The organism is Streptomyces sp. NPDC048197, from assembly GCF_043202395.1.
Taxonomy (GTDB): domain Bacteria; phylum Actinomycetota; class Actinomycetes; order Streptomycetales; family Streptomycetaceae; genus Streptomyces; species Streptomyces siderophoricus.
In genome coordinates, this window is record NZ_JBIDAJ010000015.1 from 32,980 (window position 1) to 50,022 (window position 17,043).

Annotated in this window: 16 protein-coding genes; 3 read left to right on the forward strand and 13 right to left on the reverse strand. The window is 71.6% G+C overall.

Features of this window, described 5'->3' with window-relative positions:
- From ACGF4C_RS20580 to ACGF4C_RS20590, 3 genes are all read left to right on the forward strand, one after another.
- The coding region (locus ACGF4C_RS20580) for a DUF5753 domain-containing protein (protein WP_393568076.1) at window positions 1-488 on the forward strand (488 nt) is incomplete at its 5' end.
- Entirely contained in the window at window positions 485-739 is a 255-nt protein-coding gene (locus ACGF4C_RS20585; RefSeq protein ID WP_393568078.1) for a DUF397 domain-containing protein, read from the forward strand. The genes ACGF4C_RS20580 and ACGF4C_RS20585, both read left to right, overlap by 4 nt.
- Before the next feature lie 112 nt (window positions 740-851).
- The gene (locus ACGF4C_RS20590) at window positions 852-1,415 is read left to right on the forward strand and encodes a TIGR03086 family metal-binding protein (RefSeq protein ID WP_393568289.1); all 564 of its coding nucleotides are present in this window, start codon (window positions 852-854) and stop codon (window positions 1,413-1,415) included.
- 16 nt (window positions 1,416-1,431) lie between these two features.
- Here the strand turns inward: ACGF4C_RS20590 and ACGF4C_RS20595 are convergent, their stop codons facing one another.
- From ACGF4C_RS20595 to gdhA, 13 genes are all read right to left on the reverse strand, one after another.
- A complete protein-coding gene (locus ACGF4C_RS20595) occupies window positions 1,432-2,337 on the reverse strand; it encodes an LLM class F420-dependent oxidoreductase (RefSeq protein WP_393568080.1) in 906 nt (301 codons plus the stop codon).
- A 259-nt stretch (window positions 2,338-2,596) separates the two neighbouring features.
- Window positions 2,597-4,105: an Asp-tRNA(Asn)/Glu-tRNA(Gln) amidotransferase subunit GatB gene (gene gatB / locus ACGF4C_RS20600; protein ID WP_393568082.1), complete on the reverse strand. Its 1,509-nt coding sequence runs from the start codon at window positions 4,103-4,105 to the stop codon at window positions 2,597-2,599.
- A 32-nt stretch (window positions 4,106-4,137) separates the two neighbouring features.
- Entirely contained in the window at window positions 4,138-4,380 is a 243-nt protein-coding gene (locus tag ACGF4C_RS20605; RefSeq protein WP_030412837.1) for a hypothetical protein, read from the reverse strand.
- Window positions 4,377-5,870 carry an Asp-tRNA(Asn)/Glu-tRNA(Gln) amidotransferase subunit GatA gene (gatA, locus tag ACGF4C_RS20610; RefSeq protein ID WP_393568084.1) on the reverse strand — a complete coding sequence of 498 codons (1,494 nt, stop codon included), beginning with the start codon at window positions 5,868-5,870 and terminating at the stop codon, window positions 4,377-4,379. Before gatA ends, ACGF4C_RS20605 begins: the two co-directional genes overlap by 4 nt.
- A 5-nt stretch (window positions 5,871-5,875) precedes the next feature.
- Window positions 5,876-6,172: an Asp-tRNA(Asn)/Glu-tRNA(Gln) amidotransferase subunit GatC gene (gatC, locus tag ACGF4C_RS20615; protein WP_030063999.1), complete on the reverse strand. Its 297-nt coding sequence runs from the start codon at window positions 6,170-6,172 to the stop codon at window positions 5,876-5,878.
- 466 nt (window positions 6,173-6,638) lie between these two features.
- Window positions 6,639-8,747: a bifunctional diguanylate cyclase/phosphodiesterase gene (locus ACGF4C_RS20620; protein ID WP_310723970.1), complete on the reverse strand. Its 2,109-nt coding sequence runs from the start codon at window positions 8,745-8,747 to the stop codon at window positions 6,639-6,641.
- 156 nt (window positions 8,748-8,903) lie between these two features.
- Window positions 8,904-11,120: an NAD-dependent DNA ligase LigA gene (gene ligA, locus ACGF4C_RS20625; protein ID WP_393568087.1), complete on the reverse strand. Its 2,217-nt coding sequence runs from the start codon at window positions 11,118-11,120 to the stop codon at window positions 8,904-8,906.
- A 31-nt stretch (window positions 11,121-11,151) separates the two neighbouring features.
- Window positions 11,152-12,165: a methionine synthase gene (locus ACGF4C_RS20630; protein ID WP_393568088.1), complete on the reverse strand. Its 1,014-nt coding sequence runs from the start codon at window positions 12,163-12,165 to the stop codon at window positions 11,152-11,154.
- An 88-nt stretch (window positions 12,166-12,253) separates the two neighbouring features.
- Window positions 12,254-13,672: a DHA2 family efflux MFS transporter permease subunit gene (locus ACGF4C_RS20635; RefSeq protein ID WP_393568090.1), complete on the reverse strand. Its 1,419-nt coding sequence runs from the start codon at window positions 13,670-13,672 to the stop codon at window positions 12,254-12,256.
- Window positions 13,673-13,771: 99 nt separating this feature from the next.
- Window positions 13,772-14,212, reverse strand: a complete 441-nt coding sequence (locus ACGF4C_RS20640; RefSeq protein ID WP_362140466.1) for a MarR family transcriptional regulator — start codon at window positions 14,210-14,212, stop codon at window positions 13,772-13,774.
- 55 nt (window positions 14,213-14,267) lie between these two features.
- Window positions 14,268-14,957 carry an SDR family oxidoreductase gene (locus ACGF4C_RS20645; protein ID WP_393568093.1) on the reverse strand — a complete coding sequence of 230 codons (690 nt, stop codon included), beginning with the start codon at window positions 14,955-14,957 and terminating at the stop codon, window positions 14,268-14,270.
- A 46-nt stretch (window positions 14,958-15,003) separates the two neighbouring features.
- Window positions 15,004-15,546 carry a TIGR00730 family Rossman fold protein gene (locus ACGF4C_RS20650; protein WP_393568095.1) on the reverse strand — a complete coding sequence of 181 codons (543 nt, stop codon included), beginning with the start codon at window positions 15,544-15,546 and terminating at the stop codon, window positions 15,004-15,006.
- A 68-nt stretch (window positions 15,547-15,614) separates the two neighbouring features.
- Entirely contained in the window at window positions 15,615-16,991 is a 1,377-nt protein-coding gene (gdhA, locus tag ACGF4C_RS20655) for an NADP-specific glutamate dehydrogenase (RefSeq protein ID WP_393568096.1), read from the reverse strand.
- Window positions 16,992-17,043: the final 52 nt, after the last annotated feature.

Consider the following 17,043-nt stretch of genomic DNA (forward strand, 5'->3'; position numbering starts at 1 on the left):
CGGGCCTGTTGCAGACCGAGAACTACGCCCGGGCCGTCTTCTCGTGCCTGTTCCCGCCCATCAGTGAAGCGGAAGCCGCCGAACGACTCTCCGCGCTGCTCGATCGGCAGCAGCTGTTGGAGCGGGACCCGCCGCCCGTCCTGAACTTCATCGTGGAGGAAGTGGTCTTGCGCCGACCCATTGGGGACGCGGAGATCTTGCGGGAGCAGGTCAGGAATCTGCGGCAGTGTGCGGAGTTGCCGTTCCTCGGATTCCAGATCATGCCGTTAACGCGGACTAAGCACGCGGGGCTGGACGGGCCCCTCGTCCTGCTGGAGACGCCGGACCACGGACAACTGGGCTATATCGAGGGCCAGCGAGTCAGCTTCCTCGTGGACGATCCCGATGAGGTAAGTCTGCTGCAATACAAATATGGGATGCTGCGGTCGCAGGCGCTGACCCCGGAGGACAGCATCAGCCTGCTCGACCAACTGGCGGGAGAGGCATGAGCAGCCCAGCAACCGGTGACCTGGCCTGGTTCAAGTCCAGCTACAGCGCCAGCGAAGGTGGCAACTGCGTCGAGATCGCCTACAACTGGCGCAAGTCCAGCTACAGCAGCGACCAGGGCGGAGCCTGTATCGAGGTCGCCGCCTCCCCCCACGCCACCGTCCACGTCCGCGACTCCAAGAACCCCGACGGCCCCATACTCGCCCTCAGCGCCGACGCCTGGGCTGCGTTCGTCGCCGGCGTGGTGGGCTGAGCTCGGCGTCCGTTATCCGCCGGTCCCGCCGGACCGTCGCGGGCAGGATGTCGGCCCATGACCGACGCCGACACCGACACCGACACCGACACCGACACCGACACGAATATCGATTCCTTCGACGGGCTCGTCTAGCGGTTCGGCCTGGCCGACTCCGTGCGTGGAGTGGGACGTGCGGGCGCTGACCAACCACATGGTCCGGGGCAACCTCAGTTATGTGCGATTGCTGGGCGGCGGCAGCAGTGCGGAGTTCCTGCGGATGCGGGACGTGGACGCACTGGGTGAGCATCCGCCGGCCGCGTACGTCCGGTCCGTTCGGGAGTGTGCGGCGGCCTTCGGGCGGCCCGGGGCGTTGGAGCGGTCCCTCGACCATCCACTGGGCCGGGTGACCGGGCGGCAGGCGCTGGCCGTACGGCTCACGGACAGCGCCGTGCACACCTGGGACCTCGCCCGGGCCATCGGTGCCGACGAGGCCCTCGACGACGGCCTGGTCACGTGGATCCTCGGCCGACTCGAAGTGATCTACGCGGGACTGGCCGAGTCACCCCTCGCCGCCGACACGACCCACCGGTTCTTCAGCGCCCCGGACGGCGTACTGCCCCAGGGCGCCTCGCGGCAGAAGCGGCTGCTGCACCTCATGGGCCGCGGGGCGGTCGTCGCGCCCCGAACCCGCTGACGCGTGGCCGCGCCGGTCAGTCCGCCAGCAACGCCGGGGCCAGTTCCCGGAGCTGGTCCAGGCCCAGGCCGCGGTGGGCAGCCACGGGCTGGATGGCGACGTGGTCGGCGCCCGCGTCGAGGTGTTCCTGGACGCGGCGCCGGACGGTGTCCACGTCGCCCCAGGCGACGATCGCGTCGACCAGGCGGTCGCTGCCGCCGTCCGCGAAGTCGGCGTCGTCGAAGCCGAAGCGGCGCAGGTTGCCCACGTAGTTGGGGAGTTGCAGGTAGAAGCGGGTGTGGTGCTCGCGGGCCAGGGCACGGGCCTGGGAAGGGTCGGTCTCCAGGAGGACGGCCTGTTCGGGGGCGAGCAGCGGGCCGTGCCCGAGCGTCTCGCGGGCGCGGGCGGTGTGTTCCGTGGGGACGAAGTACGGGTGGGCGCCGGCCGCGCGGTCCCGGGCGAGTTCGAGCATCTTGGGGCCGAGGGCCGCCAGGACGCGGGGCGGTGCGGGGTCGGTGATCGGGCCCTCGTAGGGGGCGCGGTCCAGCGCGTCGAGGTACGCGCGCATCGCGGCCAGCGGCTTGGCGTAGGTATGGCCGCGGAGGCCGACGATCGGGGCGTGGCTGGCGCCGAGGCCGAGGACGAAGCGGCCGTCGTACGCCTCGGCGAGGGTGTGTGCGGCGCCGTTCGCCGCTGCGGCGTCGCGGCCCCAGATGTTGGCGATGCCGGTGGCGACGGTGAGGCGTTCGGTGGCGGCGAGGAGGAGTCCGGCGTGGCTGAACGCCTCCTTGGTGGCGGGGCCTTCGCCGAACCACAGGGCACCGTAACCGAGTTGCTCGATCTCGGCGGCTGCCCGGCGGGCGGTTGCCGCCGGTTCCCGGCCGAGTCCACCGTGCCAGACGCCGACCCGGCCGATCCGTGCGGTGAGACTGTCGTGCTGCACGCGTTCCTCCTGCGCCCGTTGCTCCGGCACCCGTTCCTCCACTCTGGCTGGGGGATGAAGATCCGTACCCTTGCACAGCGTCCGGACCGGGCCCGGCATTCCACGCCCGTATCATCCGGTCGCCCGCGTCACCCGGCCGTACGCATCATCCGGTCGCCCGCATCATCCGGTCGTTCTACGCATCAGCCGGTCGTACGCGAAGCGGCCGCCCTCCCGGAGGAGGACGGCCGCTCGGCCAAGCAACCGGAAGGAACCGGGATCAGCCCTCGACGCCCAGCTTCTCCAAGATCAGCTCGCGCACGCGGGCCGCGTCGGCCTGGCCGCGGGTGGCCTTCATGACCGCGCCGACCAGGGCGCCGGCCGCGGCCACCTTGCCGCCGCGGATCTTGTCGGCGATGGCGGCGTTGGCGGCGATCGCCTCGTCGACGGCGGTGCCCAGGGCGCCCTCGTCGGAGACGACCTTCAGGCCGCGCTTCTCGACGACCTCGTCCGGGGTGCCCTCGCCGGCGAGAACGCCCTCGATGACCTGACGGGCCAGCTTGTCGTTCAGATCGCCCTTGGCGACCAGCTCGGCGACCCGGGCGACCTGCTCGGGGGTGATCGGCAGGGCGGCCAGCTCGATGCCGTCCTCATTGGCGCGGCGGGCCAGTTCGCCCATCCACCACTTACGGGCCGCGGCGGCGTCCGCACCGGCCTCGACGGTGGCGACGATCAGGTCGACCGCACCCGCGTTGAGGATCGACTGCATGTCGTGCTCGCTGACGCCCCACTCCTCGCGGAGGCGGTTGCGGCGCAGGCGCGGCAGTTCGGGCAGGGTCGCGCGCAGTTCCTCGACCCACTCGCGGGAGGGGGCCACCGGCACCAGGTCCGGCTCGGGGAAGTAGCGGTAGTCCTCCGCCTCCTCCTTGATCCGGCCGGGCGTCGTGGAGCCGTCCTCCTCATGGAAGTGGCGGGTCTCCTGGACGATCGTGCCACCGGAGGAGAGCACCGCCGCGTGGCGCTGGATCTCGAAGCGGCAGGCGCGCTCGACGGACCGGAGCGAGTTGACGTTCTTCGTCTCCGAGCGCGTACCGAACTTCTCGGTGCCGTTGGGGCGCAGCGAGAGGTTCACGTCGCAGCGCATCTGGCCCTGCTCCATCCGGGCCTCGGAGACGCCGAGCGCCTTGATGAGCTCGCGGAGTTCGGCGACGTACGCCTTGGCGACTTCCGGAGCCCGCGACCCCGCTCCTTCGATCGGCTTGGTGACGATCTCGATGAGCGGGATGCCGGCGCGGTTGTAGTCCAGGAGGGAGTGCCGGGCGCCGTGGATGCGGCCGGTGGCGCCGCCGACGTGCGTCGACTTGCCGGTGTCCTCCTCCATGTGGGCGCGCTCGATGTGCACCCGGAAGACCTCGCCGTCCTCCAGCTGTACGTCGAGGTAGCCGTCGAAGGCGATCGGCTCGTCGTACTGGGAGGTCTGGAAGTTCTTCGGCATGTCCGGATAGAAGTAGTTCTTCCGGGCGAAGCGGCACCAGTCCGCGATCTTGCAGTTGAGCGCCAGACCGATCTTGATCGCCGACTCGACACCGGTCGCGTTGACGACCGGGAGCGAGCCGGGCAGGCCGAGGCAGGTGGGGCAGGTCTGCGCGTTGGCGTCGGCGCCGAGGGCGGTGGAACACCCGCAGAACATCTTGGTCTTGGTGCCGAGTTCGACGTGGACCTCGAGCCCCATGACGGGGTCGTAGGCGGCCAGCGCGTCCTCGTACGACACCAGGTCGGTGACAGTCACGGTGAAACTAACCTCTCAGGGTCCGGCGCCGGTCAGTCCGCGAGGACGTCGTCGTCGCCCAGACGGCGCAGTTCGCGGATGAGCAGGGCGACGCCGGTGACGATGGCGGCGGCGGAGACGACGGCGTCGACCAGCTGGAGCGTGTCCTGCTCCACCCGCGCCTTCTTCGCCTGCTTGACGACGCTCACCGCGCCGAACAGCGTGGTGCCGATGGACAGGTACGTACCGGGCTTGGACTTCTTGAAGCCCTTGGCCTTGGCGAGCTTTCCACTCACAGTGACGGTGCCTCCTCAAGCAGCGGATGACCCCACTTGGCGGTGAACGCGGCCTCGACCGCGGCGCCGACCTTGTAGAGCCGGTCGTCCTTCATGGCGGGGGCGACGATCTGCAGGCCCACCGGCAGCCCGTCCTCGGGTGCCAGACCGCAGGGCAGCGACATGGCTGCGTTGCCTGCCAGGTTGACGGGGAGCGTGCACACGTCGGCGAGGTACATCGCCATCGGGTCGTCGGCACGCTCGCCGATCGGGAAGGCGGTGGTCGGCGTCGTCGGCGAGACGATCACGTCGACCTGCTCGAAGGCCTTCTCGAAGTCGCGGGTGATCAGCGTCCGCACCTTCTGGGCGGAGCCGTAGTACGCGTCGTAGTAGCCGGAGCTCAGCGCGTAGGTGCCGAGCATGATCCGGCGCTTGACCTCGGGGCCGAAGCCGGCCTCGCGGGTCAGGGCGGTGACGTCCTCGGCGGACTTCGTGCCGTCGTCGCCGACCCGCAGGCCGTAGCGCATGGCGTCGAAGCGGGCCAGGTTGGAGGAGCACTCGGACGGCGCGATCAGGTAGTACGCGGCGAGCGCGAGGTCGAAGGACGGGCAGTCCAGCTCGACGATCTCGGCGCCGAGCTCCTTCATCAGCGCGACCGACTCGTCGAAGCGCTGCAGCACGCCGGCCTGGTAGCCCTCGCCGCGGAACTGCTTGACGACGCCGACCCGCATGCCCTCGACGCTGCCGTTGCGGGCCGCCTCAACGACGGGCGGGACGGGGGCGTCGATGGAGGTGGAGTCCATCGGGTCGTGCCCGGCGATCACCTCGTGGAGCAGCGCGGCGTCCAGGACCGTACGGGCGCAGGGCCCGCCCTGGTCGAGGGAGGACGAGAAGGCGACCATGCCGTAGCGGGAGACGCCGCCGTAGGTGGGCTTGACGCCGACCGTGCCGGTGACGGCGGCGGGCTGGCGGATGGAGCCGCCGGTGTCCGTGCCGATGGCGAGCGGGGCCTCGAAGGAGGCGAGGGCGGCGGAGGAGCCGCCGCCGGAGCCGCCGGGGATCTTGGTCAGGTCCCAGGGGTTGCCGGTCGGGCCGTAGGCGCTGTTCTCGGTGGAGGACCCCATGGCGAACTCGTCCATGTTGGTCTTGCCGAGGATGACGACGTCGGCGGCCTTGAGCTTCTTGGTGACCGTGGCGTCGTACGGCGGGAGCCAGCCTTCGAGGATCTTGGAACCGACGGTGGTCGGGACGCCCTCGGTGGTGAAGATGTCCTTGAGCGCGAGCGGGACGCCGGCCAGCGGGCCGAGCTTCTCGCCGCGGGCCCGCTTCTCGTCGACGGCGCGGGCCTGCGCGAGCGCGCCCTCGCGGTCGATGTGGAGGAAGGCGTGCACCTTCTCGTCGACGGCCTCGATGCGGGCCAGGTGGGCCTCGGTCACCTCGACGGCGGTGAGCTCGCCGGCGGCGATCTTGTCCGCGATCTCGGCGGCGCTGAGCTTGATCAGGTCGGCCATGTCGGTCACTCCTCACCCAGGATCTGCGGCACCTTGAAACGCTGCTGCTCCTGGGCCGGGGCGCCGGAGAGCGCCTGCTCGGGGGTCAGCGACGGACGGACCTCGTCCGGCCGCATGACGTTGGTCAGGGGCAGCGGGTGGGAGGTCGGCGGAACGTCTTGGTCGGCGACCTCGGAGACGCGGGCGACCGCGCCGATGATGTCGTCGAGCTGGGTGGCGAAGTGGTCGAGCTCTTCGTCCTGCAGCTCCAGACGTGCCAGCCGGGCGAGGTGGGCGACCTCCTCGCGCGTGATGCCAGGCATGCAGAGATCCTCTGGTGTTCTTGGCGGAGTGTTCTGGGCGGAGTGTTCCCCGTGGAGTGATCTCGGCGAGCACTCCGGTGAACTTTTTCCGGCCCAATCCTATGGCGTACGGGTCAGCGGCCGCGAAACCGTTTCGCCGGGGCGCGGCCCGGCGGGCGGGCGCGCCCCGGTCAGCGGGGCTCGGGGGCCTGATCGGGCCCGTCGGTCCGGTCGCCGTCGGCCTCCGGTTCGCCGCTTTCTGCGGGTTCGGCGGCGGCTTCGGCCCGGCTGTCGTCGGCTTCGGTTTCGCGGTCGGCTTCGGCTTCGCGGTCGGCTTCGGTTTCGCCGGCGGCTTCGGCCTCGGCCTCGGCTTCGGCGGCGTTCTCGGGTTCGCTGTCCGTTTCGGGTTCGCTGTCCGTTTCGGCTTCGCTGGTGTTCTCGGCTGGGCTGGGTTCGGAGCGGGGACACGGGACGGCCGGTGGCCGGGTCAGTTCAGGACCTGTCCCGAAGGGCGCTCGGCTGCCTTCTCCGCCGCCAGGGCGGCCGTCTCCGATTCGCGGTGCCAGCCGTGCTCACCGCGGGCCCTCAGCCAGGCCGTGGTCTCGTCGGGCGGCATCGCGGCCGCCACCAGCCAGCCCTGGACGGCGTCGCAACCGAGGTCGCGCAGCCGTTCCCAGGTCTCGTCGTCCTCCACGCCCTCGGCGACGACCAGCAGGCCGAGCGAATGGGCCAGGTCGAGGGTGCAGCGGACGATCTCGGCGTCCTCCGTGTCGACGGCCAGCCGGGCCACGAAGGAGCGGTCGATCTTCAGCTCGCTGACCGGGAGGCGGCGGAGGTGCACGAGGGAGGAGTAGCCGGTGCCGAAGTCGTCCAGCGACATCTTCACGCCGTGGGCGGTGAGCCCGGCGAGCGTGTCGGCGGCCCGCTGTGGATCCTCCAGCAGGACGTGCTCGGTTATCTCCAGTTGGAGGGCGCCCGGTGGGACGCGATGTCGGGCGAGCCGGGCCGCGACGGCGCCGGCGAAGCCCGGGGAGTGCACGTCGCGGGGGGAGACGTTGACGGCGACCGGGACCTCCAGGCCCATCGCGCGCCAGCGCGCCACCTGGGCGAGCGCGGTTTCGAGGACGTACTCGGTGAGCCGGGGCATCAGGCCGGAGGACTCGGCGATAGCGATGAACTCGTCGGGGGGCACCCGGCCGCGGTCGGGGTGCACCCAGCGGACCAGTGCCTCCAGCCCGGCGACATGTCCGTCGAATCCGACCTTGGGCTGGTAGTGCAGCTCGACGTCGCCGGCGTCCAGGGCGCGCCGCAGATCGCCCAGCAGGCCCAGCCGGTCGGGGGTGTTGCCGTCGCGCTTGGCCTCGTAGAGCTCGACGCCGCTGCGGTCCCGCTTGGCCTGGTACATCGCCACATCGGCGCGGCGCAGCAGCCCTTCGGCGTCCAGGGCGTGGTCGGGAAAGACGGCGACCCCCGCGCTGGCTTCGAGCACGAGGGTCAGGCCGTCGAGGTCCAGCGGGGAACTGAGGGCGGCGACGAGGTTGCGGGCCACCCGCTGGGAGCTGGTGAGGGAGTCGGTGGTGGGCAGCAGGACGGCGAACTCGTCGCCGCCGAGCCGGGCCGCCTCGGCGCCGCGCGGCAGGGCGTGCCGCAGCCGGTCGGCGATCTGCAGCAGCAGGCGGTCGCCGGCGAGGTGGCCGAGGGTGTCGTTGACGGAGCGGAAGCGGTCCAGGTCGATGAGGACCAGGGCCGAGCGGGCGCCGATCCGCTCGGCCTCGTCCAGCGCGGTCCAGGTGCGCTCCAGCAGCCACTGGCGGTTGGGCAGGCCGGTGAGCGGGTCGCGCAGCTGCTCCTCGGCCCGGGCCCGGGCTATCCAGAGGGTGGAGTCCAGCGCGATCAGCGGCACCGCGAACAGCGGCAGCAGCAGCGGGGCGTTGACCGCGCAGACGGCGATCAGCGGGGCGATGCCGAGCAGGGCGATGCCGACCAGGGCCTGGCGGACGACCGCGGTGCGGGGGATGGCCGGGAGCTGGCCGCTGCGCGGGGTGAGGCTGAGCCACAGCAGGCCGCGGCTGACGAACAGATAGCCGCCCGCGGTGACGACCACTTCGGGGAGGACGGAGAGGTCCCAGGCGAGCGGGGTCCACGGCTGGCGGACGGTGGAGACCACGCCGAACGCGGCGAGGCCGAGCGCCGCGGCGCCGATGCCGAGGACGTCGACGGCGCCGTGCACCACGGCCTGCCGCCAGCGGTGCCGGCGGGCGGCGCCGACCAGCACGACGACGGAGAGGCTGACGAGGGTGGCCGGGACCCAGCCGTAGAGCAGCAGGACGGCGAGGGCGAGCGCCGCACCGGAGCCCGTGCCGCCCCACCAGCGGTCGCGGCCGAGGGCGACCAGGTGGCCGACGATGACGCCGGTCAGGATCGCCAGCGACCATCCCACCGAGCCCCCGGGGAACAGCGCGTCACCTACGCCCAGGGTCCGGAACACGCCCGTGGCGAGCGCGAGGCTCGCCACGGTGACGATGGCCGCGGGCAACGCGGGCACGACGAGCTGCCGGAGCCGCGACGCCGGAGCGGCGCTGTCGGTCGGTTTCATTCCGATCCCTCTCACAGCCGGCTGTGCCCGCGCCACGGCAGGCGCACTCCTCAACAGTAGGCCGCGGAAGGCCGCCGCGGGCAGCGATCGCCGACGGTTGCCCGAATGCGACCCGGCATCCTGGATCAATCTGGTATGCGCCGATGGGGTGACACCTCACTCCTCCTCAGGCGGAGTGACAGCTACCGCTCGTGCCGCCTCGGGACCCTGTTCCAGCAGCACCGCGAAGCCGTCATCGTCCAGTACCGGGACCTTCAACTGCATCGCCTTGTCGTACTTCGAACCGGGGTTGTCGCCCACCACTACGAAACCGGTCTTCTTCGAAACGGAACCGGTCACCTTCGCTCCGAGGTTCTGGAGGGCCTCTTTCGCGCCATCTCTTGTGTGTGACTGAAGTGTGCCCGTTACGACGACGGTGACGCCTTCGAGGGGACGCGGGCCCTCCTCACCCGTTTGCTCCTCCTCCATCCGGACGCCGGCGGCTCGCCACTTCTCGATGATCCCGCGGTGCCAGTCCTCGGCGAACCACTGCTTCAACGAGGCGGCGATGGTGGGCCCGACGCCGTCCACGGCGGCCAGCTCGGCCTCGTCCGCGTCCCGGATGCGGTCGATCGAGCGGAACTCCCGCGCCAGCGCCTCGGCCGCCACGGGCCCCACGTGCCGGATGGACAGACCGGTCAGGATGCGGGCCAGCGGGCGCTCCTTGGCGGCCTGGATGTTCTCCAGCATCGCGAGGGTGTTCTTCTTCGGCTCGCCCTTCTGGTTGGCGAAGAACGTGACGACCTTCTCCTCGCCGGTCTTCGGGTCGCGCTTGGGCAGCCCCGAATCGGGGTCGAGGACGTACGACTTGATGGGCAGCAGCTGCTCGACGGAGAGGCCGAACAGATCGCCCTCGTCCTTCAGCGGCGCCTCGGCGGGCTCCAGCGGCTGGCTCAGCGCGGTGGCCGCGACATAGCCGAAATTCTCGATGTCCAGGCATTTGCGGCCGGCGAGGTAGAACAGCCGCTCACGGATCTGCGCGGGACAGGAGCGGTTGTTGGGACACCGCAGGTCGATGTCGCCTTCCTTGGCGGGCTGCAGGGCCGTGCCGCACTCGGGGCACTCGGCCGGCATCACGAACTCCCGCTCGGCGCCGTCCCTCAGGTCGACCACCGGGCCCAGGATCTCGGGGATGACGTCACCGGCCTTGCGGATCACGACGGTGTCCCCGATCAGCACGCCCTTGGCCTTGACCACGTCCTGGTTGTGCAGGGTCGCGAACTCCACCTCGGACCCGGCGACCGTGACCGGCTCGACCACGGCGTACGGCGTGACCCGGCCGGTGCGGCCGACGCCGACCCGGATGTCCACCAGCTTGGTGTTGACCTCCTCCGGGGGGTACTTCCAGGCGATCGCCCAGCGCGGGGCGCGGGACGTCGAGCCCAGCCGGCCCTGGAGGCGGATCTCGTCCAGCTTGACGACCACGCCGTCGATCTCGTGCTCCACGGCCGTGCGGCGGGTCTCGGGGTCGCCGTAGTGGGCGATGAACTCCCGCACCGCTTCGAGGGAGTCGACGACCCTGTTGTGGGTGGCCGTCGGCAGGCCCCACTCCTTGAGCAGGCCGTACGCCTCCGAGAGCCGGTCGATCTCCAGGCCGTCGCGGGCACCGAGGCCGTGGACGACCATGTGCAGCGGGCGACTGGCCGTGATCTTGGGGTCCTTCTGGCGCAGCGAACCGGCCGCGGCGTTACGGGGGTTGGCGAACGGCGGCTTGCCGTCGGCCACCAGCCGCTCGTTGAGCTGGAGGAACTTCTCCATGGGGAAGTAGACCTCGCCGCGCACCTCGACCAGGGCCGGAATCCGGTCACCCTTCAGGCGGTTGGGGATGTCGGCGATCGTCCGGACATTGGGGGTGATGTCCTCGCCCGTGCGGCCGTCGCCGCGGGTGGCGGCGCGGGTCAGCCGGCCGTGCTCGTAGGTGAGGTTGACGGCGAGGCCGTCGACCTTGAGCTCGCACAGGAAGTGGTAGCCCGCGCCCTTGGGGGCGCCGCCCAGCTCGCCGGCGAGCCGCTCCGCCCAGGCCGCCAACTCCTCCTGGTCGAAGGCGTTGTCGAGCGAGAGCATCCGCTCGCGGTGCTCGACCTCGGTGAACTCCGTCGCATACGCACCGGCGACCTTCTGGGTCGGGGAATCCGGGGTGCGCAGCTCGGGGTGTTCGTTCTCCAGTGCTTCCAGGGAGCGCAGCAGCCGGTCGAACTCGGCGTCGCTGATGACCGGAGCGTCCTTCACGTAATAGCGGAAGCGGTGCTCCTCGATCTGCTCAGCGAGCTGCGCGTGCTTCTCCCGCGCCGCTGTGGGCACCTTGGATTGCGCTGCGTGCTGTTCGCCAGCCACCGTCTTGTCCTCCCGTGGTCCTTGAGTGCGGTCACTCAGGGTTGTCTGCGAGCGACCTCGCCGCCCGGACGCAATGGGCGAGCACCGAACGGGCATATCCGGGCGAAGCACCCGCGAGCCCGCACGACGGGGTGACGACCACGGACTCGCTGAGAGTCCCTGGTGCCAGCCCCAGCCTGCGCCAGAGCGTCCTGACACCCATGACGCTACCGGCAGGGTCTGACAATCGGCCGTCCACGCCCGGCACCACGCCCGCGAACAGCGCCGTACCGCTCTCGACGGCTTCCCCGATCGCCTCCTCCTCACGCTCGGTGAGCAGCGCGAAATCGAACGAGATGCCCGTGACGCCGGCCCGCCGCAGCAGCCCGAACGGCACCTCGGGCGCACAGGAGTGGACGACCACGGGCCCGCCCTGCGCCACCGCCACGAGATCGCGCAGCGCGCCCTCGACCACGGCCCGGTCCACGGCCCGGTGCGTCCGGTACCCGCTCGCCGTCCTGACCCGCCCCTGGAGCACCGCGGTCAGCGAGGGCTCGTCGAGCTGGAGGACGACCTCGGCGCCGGGCACCCGGCGCCGGACGTCCGCGAGGTGGCCGCGCAGCCCCTCCGCCAGCGACGCCGCGAGGTCCCGGCAGGCGCCGGGGTCGCTGAGGGCGGCCTCGCCGTTGCGCAGCTCCAGGGCGGTGGCCAGCGTCCAGGGGCCGACCGCGGAGACCTTCAGCGGGCCCTGGTAGCCCTGGGTGAATTCCTCCAGGGCGTCGAGGTCCTCGCCGAGCCAGGAGTGCGCCCGCCGGGTGTCCCGGCCGGGCCGGTCGCTGATCCGCCAGCCGCTGGGCTCCACATGGCCGTAGACCTCGACGAGCATCCCCAGGGTGCGGCCGATCATGTCGGCGCCGGGGCCCCGCGCCGGGAGCTCCGGCAGATACGGGAAGGTCTCCAGCGATCCGGTGACGGTCTTGGCCGCCTCCCGCGCGTCCCCGCCGGGCATCGACCCGATACCGGTCGCCGCGCCCGCTGCCCACTCGTACGTGCTGTTCTCGCTCACCCCGGAAGGGTATGCGGCGGCGGACGCCGGGTGCGTACCCCGGGCCCGCCACCGCACGCGCCCGCCCGCCCGCGGGACGTGCGTCCGGTCACCGCCGGCCGCGTACGCCCAGCCAGCCGGTCACCGCGGCCACCGCCAGGGCTCCGGCGGTGAGGGCGAAGGCGGCCTGGGCGCCCGGGTGGCCGCCGCCGGCGGCGGTGAGCACCGCGCCCATCCCGGCGATGCCGACCAGCGAGCCGATCTGGCGGTTGGCGTTGAGGGTGGCGCTGCCGATGTCGGCGTGCTCGTGGCCGGCGGCCTCCATCAGGACGCCGGTCAGCGCCGGGGAGCTGATGCCGCTGCCGATGTTGGTGACGGCGAGGACCACCGCGAGGACCCAGTACGGCAGTCCGGGCCGGACGATCAGGAAGAGCACGACATATCCGGCGGCGGAGACGGCCAGGGAGGCGGTGAGCGCGGTCCGGTTGCCGAGGCGGTGCCCGATCCGGGCGTAGAGCATGTTGCCGAACGGCAGGATCAGCACGGCCGGGAGCATCTGGAGTCCGGCGGTCACCGCGCTCGCGCCGCGGGCCGTCTGGAGGAACAGCCCCAGGACGAACAGGGCGCCGTAGAAGGCGAAGTTGAAGAGGAAGCCGACCGCGTTGGCCGCCGAGAACCGGCTGTCCGAGAAGAGCGCGACCGGCAGGATCGGCGTCCGGGCGGTCCGTTCCCGGACGACGAAGCCGGCCACCGCGACCACGGTGAGCGCGAGGGCGCCCAGTACGAGCGGCGCGGTCCAGCCCTGGTCCGGTCCTTCGATGAGGGCGTAGCTGAGCGCTCCGAGGGCGAGCAGCCCGAGGACGTGGCCGGTGCCGCCGAGCGCCGAACCGCGGGCCGGGACCGCCGCGATCACCCGGCGGGTGAGCAGCAGCCCGGCGATGCCGATGGGGAGGTTGACCAGGAAGATGGAGCGCCAGCCCAGGGTACCCACCAGGAGGCCGCCGATGGTCGGGGCGAGCCCCACGGAGGTGGAGACGATCGCCGACCAGACGCCGAGGATCCTGGCCCGGCGGGCCGGTTCGGGGAAGGCGTTCATCAGCAGCGACAGCGAGCTGGGCATGAACAGCGCGGCGCCGACGCCCTGGGCGAAGCGGGCCGCCACCAGGACGGTGCCGTCCGGGGCCACCGCGCCGAGCAGGGACGCGGCGGTGAACGCGGCGAGCCCGACGAGGTAGATCCGGCGGGCGCCGTACCGCTTCGCCAGCGAGCCGGCGAGCAGCAGCAGCGCGGCGAAGGCGAGGACATAGCCGTCGACGACCCAGGTCAGGCCGGCCATGCTCAGGCCGAGGCGGGCCCGCAGGTCGTGTGCCGCGACGTTCATGATGCCGGTGTCCAGGCTGGCCATCACGAACCCGAGGGCCAGCACGAGGAGTTGGAGCCCACCACGGGCCGCCGGGGTGACCGGTGCGGCCGGCGCCTCGGGGGTCCTGCGCGCCGAGTCGCGCGCCGTCGCCTTCTCAGTGATCATGCAATGCAGTTAAAGCTGTAAGCATCACTCCATGCAATGGTTACAGCTATAACTTTAGGAAAGGCATACGAAACCGCCGGCGCCCTCCCGGCGCAGGGGTCAGTCGCCCCGCCCCAGGGCCTTCAGCAGGTCGTCACGGAACGCGGCCCGCTCCTCGTGCGTGAGGTGGTCCAGCGGCGACGCGGTGCCCATCCGGCGCAGCAGGTCGAGCCGCAACTCCCGCCCCGCCTCGGTCAGTACGAGCTGCTTGGCCCGGCCGTCGAGCGGATGCGGCTGCCGCACCACCATGCCCTGCTTCTCCAGCTTGGAGATGACATAGGTGACATTGGGCGGTTCGCAGCAGAGCACCCCGGCCAGCTCCCGCGCGGTCTTCGGCTCGCCCAGCTCCTCCAGCGCCTTGGCCTGCGTCGGGGTCAGGTCCAGCTCGGCGATCCGGCTGCGCTGATGGGCGTCCAGCCGGCGGCTCAGTTCGGTCACGAGTCCCCGGATCTCCCGGAAACCGCACCCCGCCGCCGCGGTCGACTTCGCTTCAGTGGTCACTCTTGCAGCGTACGTCGCCGCGGCGGTCCTCCGGCGGCCCCGTGGGCCACGAACCTCAGCGTCCCGGGCGCACCGAGACGTCGTTGATCTCCGCGTCCCGCGGCAGGTCGACGGCGGCGAGGATCGCGGTGGCCACCGACTCGGGGTCGATCCAGCGGGACGGGTCGTACGCCTTGCCCTCCTGCTGGTGGGTGCTCTCCTGCATCGGCGTGGCCGTGCGCCCCGGGTAGACCGAGGTCACCCGCACGCCGTTGGCGTGCTCCTCCGCCCGTAGGGAGTCGGCCAGCGCCTTCAGGCCGTGCTTGCTCGCCGCGTACGCGCTCCAGTTGGCGTGCGCGTTCAGCCCGGCGCCGGAGTTGACGAAGACCACATGGCCCTTGGCGAGCCGCACCAGCGGCAGCAGCAGCCGGGTCAGCTCGGCCGGCGCGACCAGGTTGGCGGCGAGCTGCCGCTGCCACGCCTTGGCCGGCAGATCGCCGACCGCGCCCAGCTCGATGACGCCCGCGATGTGCTGGAGGGAGTCGATCCGGTCCGGCAGCGACTGCTGGCCGAGCGCGAAGGACAGCTTCTCCGGATTGGCCAGGTCGCCCACGATCACATGGGCGGTGGGGAACTGCGCGGCCAGCTCCTTCGCGCGGGGCGCGCTGCGCGCCAGCAGCCACAGCTCCTCGCCACGCTCCGCCAGCCGCCGTGCGACCGCCGCTCCGATGCCCGACCCTGCGCCCGTGATCAAGTGCGTACCCATGGGCCCGATCCTAACGAGCCGGCTCTCCGGGCGGCGGGGCGGCAGCTCAGCCCGTGAAGCCCGCCTTCTCCTCCAGGTAGGCCAGCGCGCCGACCCCGTCCGCCGCGAAGAACACCAGGTCGGTGAGGGGAAGCGGCAGGAAACCCTCGTCCTCCATGCGCCGGAACTGCTCGTGCAGCCCGTCGTAGAAGCCGGCGGTGTTCAGCAGCACGACGGGCTTGCTGTGCAGCCCGTGCTTGCGCAGCTCCAGGATCTCGGTGGCCTCGTCGAGGGTGCCGGTGCCGCCGACCATGATGACGATGGCGTCGGCGCGGGCCAGCATCTCCGCCTTGCGCTCGGCGAGGTCCTTGGTGACGACCATCTCGTCGGCGCCCGCGCGCGCCTTGTGCGCCAGGAATTCCACCGAGATCCCGATCAGCTTCCCGCCGGCCTCCTGCACCCCGTCGGCCATGACCTTCATCAGCCCGGTGTCCGAACCGCCCCACACCAGGGCGTGCCCGCCCTTGCCGATCAGCTCGGCGAACTGGCGGGCCGGGACGACATAGCGGTCGTCGAGGTCGGCGGCGGAGCAGAAGACGCAGATGTTCATGCGGGCCACCTTACGAGCCGGGGGCGGCGGGGCGGCCGCCGTACCGGCGCGCGCCCCGCCGCCCGCGGTCAGATCAGGCCCTGGTCGAGCATCGCGTCCGCGACCCGCTCGAAGCCCGCGATGTTCGCCCCGGCCACGTAGTCGCCGGGCCGCCCGAACCGGTCGGCGGTCTCGTGGCAGGTGCGGTGGATGCTGCGCATGATCGCGGCCAGCTCGCCCTCGGCCCGCTCGAAGGACCAGGTGTCCCGCGCGGAGTTCTGCCGCATCTCCAGCGCGCTGGTCGCCACCCCGCCCGCGTTGGCGGCCTTGCCGGGACCGAAGGCCACCCCGGCCTCCTTGAAGAGCGCCACCGCGTCCGGCGTGGTCGGCATGTTCGCGCCCTCGGACACCGCCTTGACGCCGTTGCGGACCAGGATCCGGGCCGCCTCCGCGTCCAGCTCGTTCTGGGTCGCCGAGGGCAGCGCGACGTCGCAGGCGACGTCCCACACCCGGCCGCCGGGCACGTACCGGGCCGACACCCCGCGCCGCTCGGCGTACGCGCTGATCCGGCCGCGCTCGACCTCCTTGATCTGCCGCAGCAGGGCCAGGTCGATGCCCTTCTCGTCGACGACGTAGCCGCCGGAGTCCGAGGCGGTCACCACGTTGGCGCCGAGGGCCTGCGCCTTCTCGATGGTGTAGAGGGCGACGTTGCCGGAACCGGACACCACGACCTGCTGGCCGTCCAGTTCCTCCCCGCGCGCCTTGAGCATCTCCTGCGTGAACAGCACATTGCCGTAACCGGTGGCCTCCGTACGGGCCTTGGAGCCGCCCCAGGACAGCCCCTTGCCGGTCAGCACGCCGGCCTCCCAGCGGTTGGTGATCCGCCGGTACTGGCCGAAGAGGTAGCCGATCTCCCGGCCGCCGACGCCGATGTCACCGGCCGGTACGTCGGTGTGCTCGCCGAGGTGGCGGTGCAGTTCGGTCATGAACGACTGGCAGAACCGCATCACCTCGGCGTCCGACCTGCCGTGCGGGTCGAAGTCGCTGCCGCCCTTGCCGCCGCCGATGTTCAGGCCGGTCAGGGCGTTCTTGAAGATCTGCTCGAAGCCGAGGAACTTCACGATCCCGAGGTTCACCGACGCGTGGAAGCGCAGCCCGCCCTTGTACGGGCCGAGGGCGCTGTTGAACTCCACCCGGAAGCCGCGGTTGACGTGGACCGTGCCGGCGTCGTCCTGCCAGGGCACCCGGAACATGATCTGCCGCTCGGGCTCGCAGATCCGCTCCAGGATCTTCGCCTCGGCGAACTCCGGGCGGGCGGCGAGCACGGGCTCCAGCGTCTCCAGCACCTCCAGGGCCGCCTGGTGGAACTCGGGCTCACCCGGGTTCCGCCGCACCAGCTCGGCGTACAGGGATGCCGGGCCGGCCTGCTGCGCGCCGGACCTGACCCCAGACTGAACAGTCGACATATGGACTTCCGTTCCGTTCGTGGCCGCGAAGGCCCCACCTCTGACGCCCCGT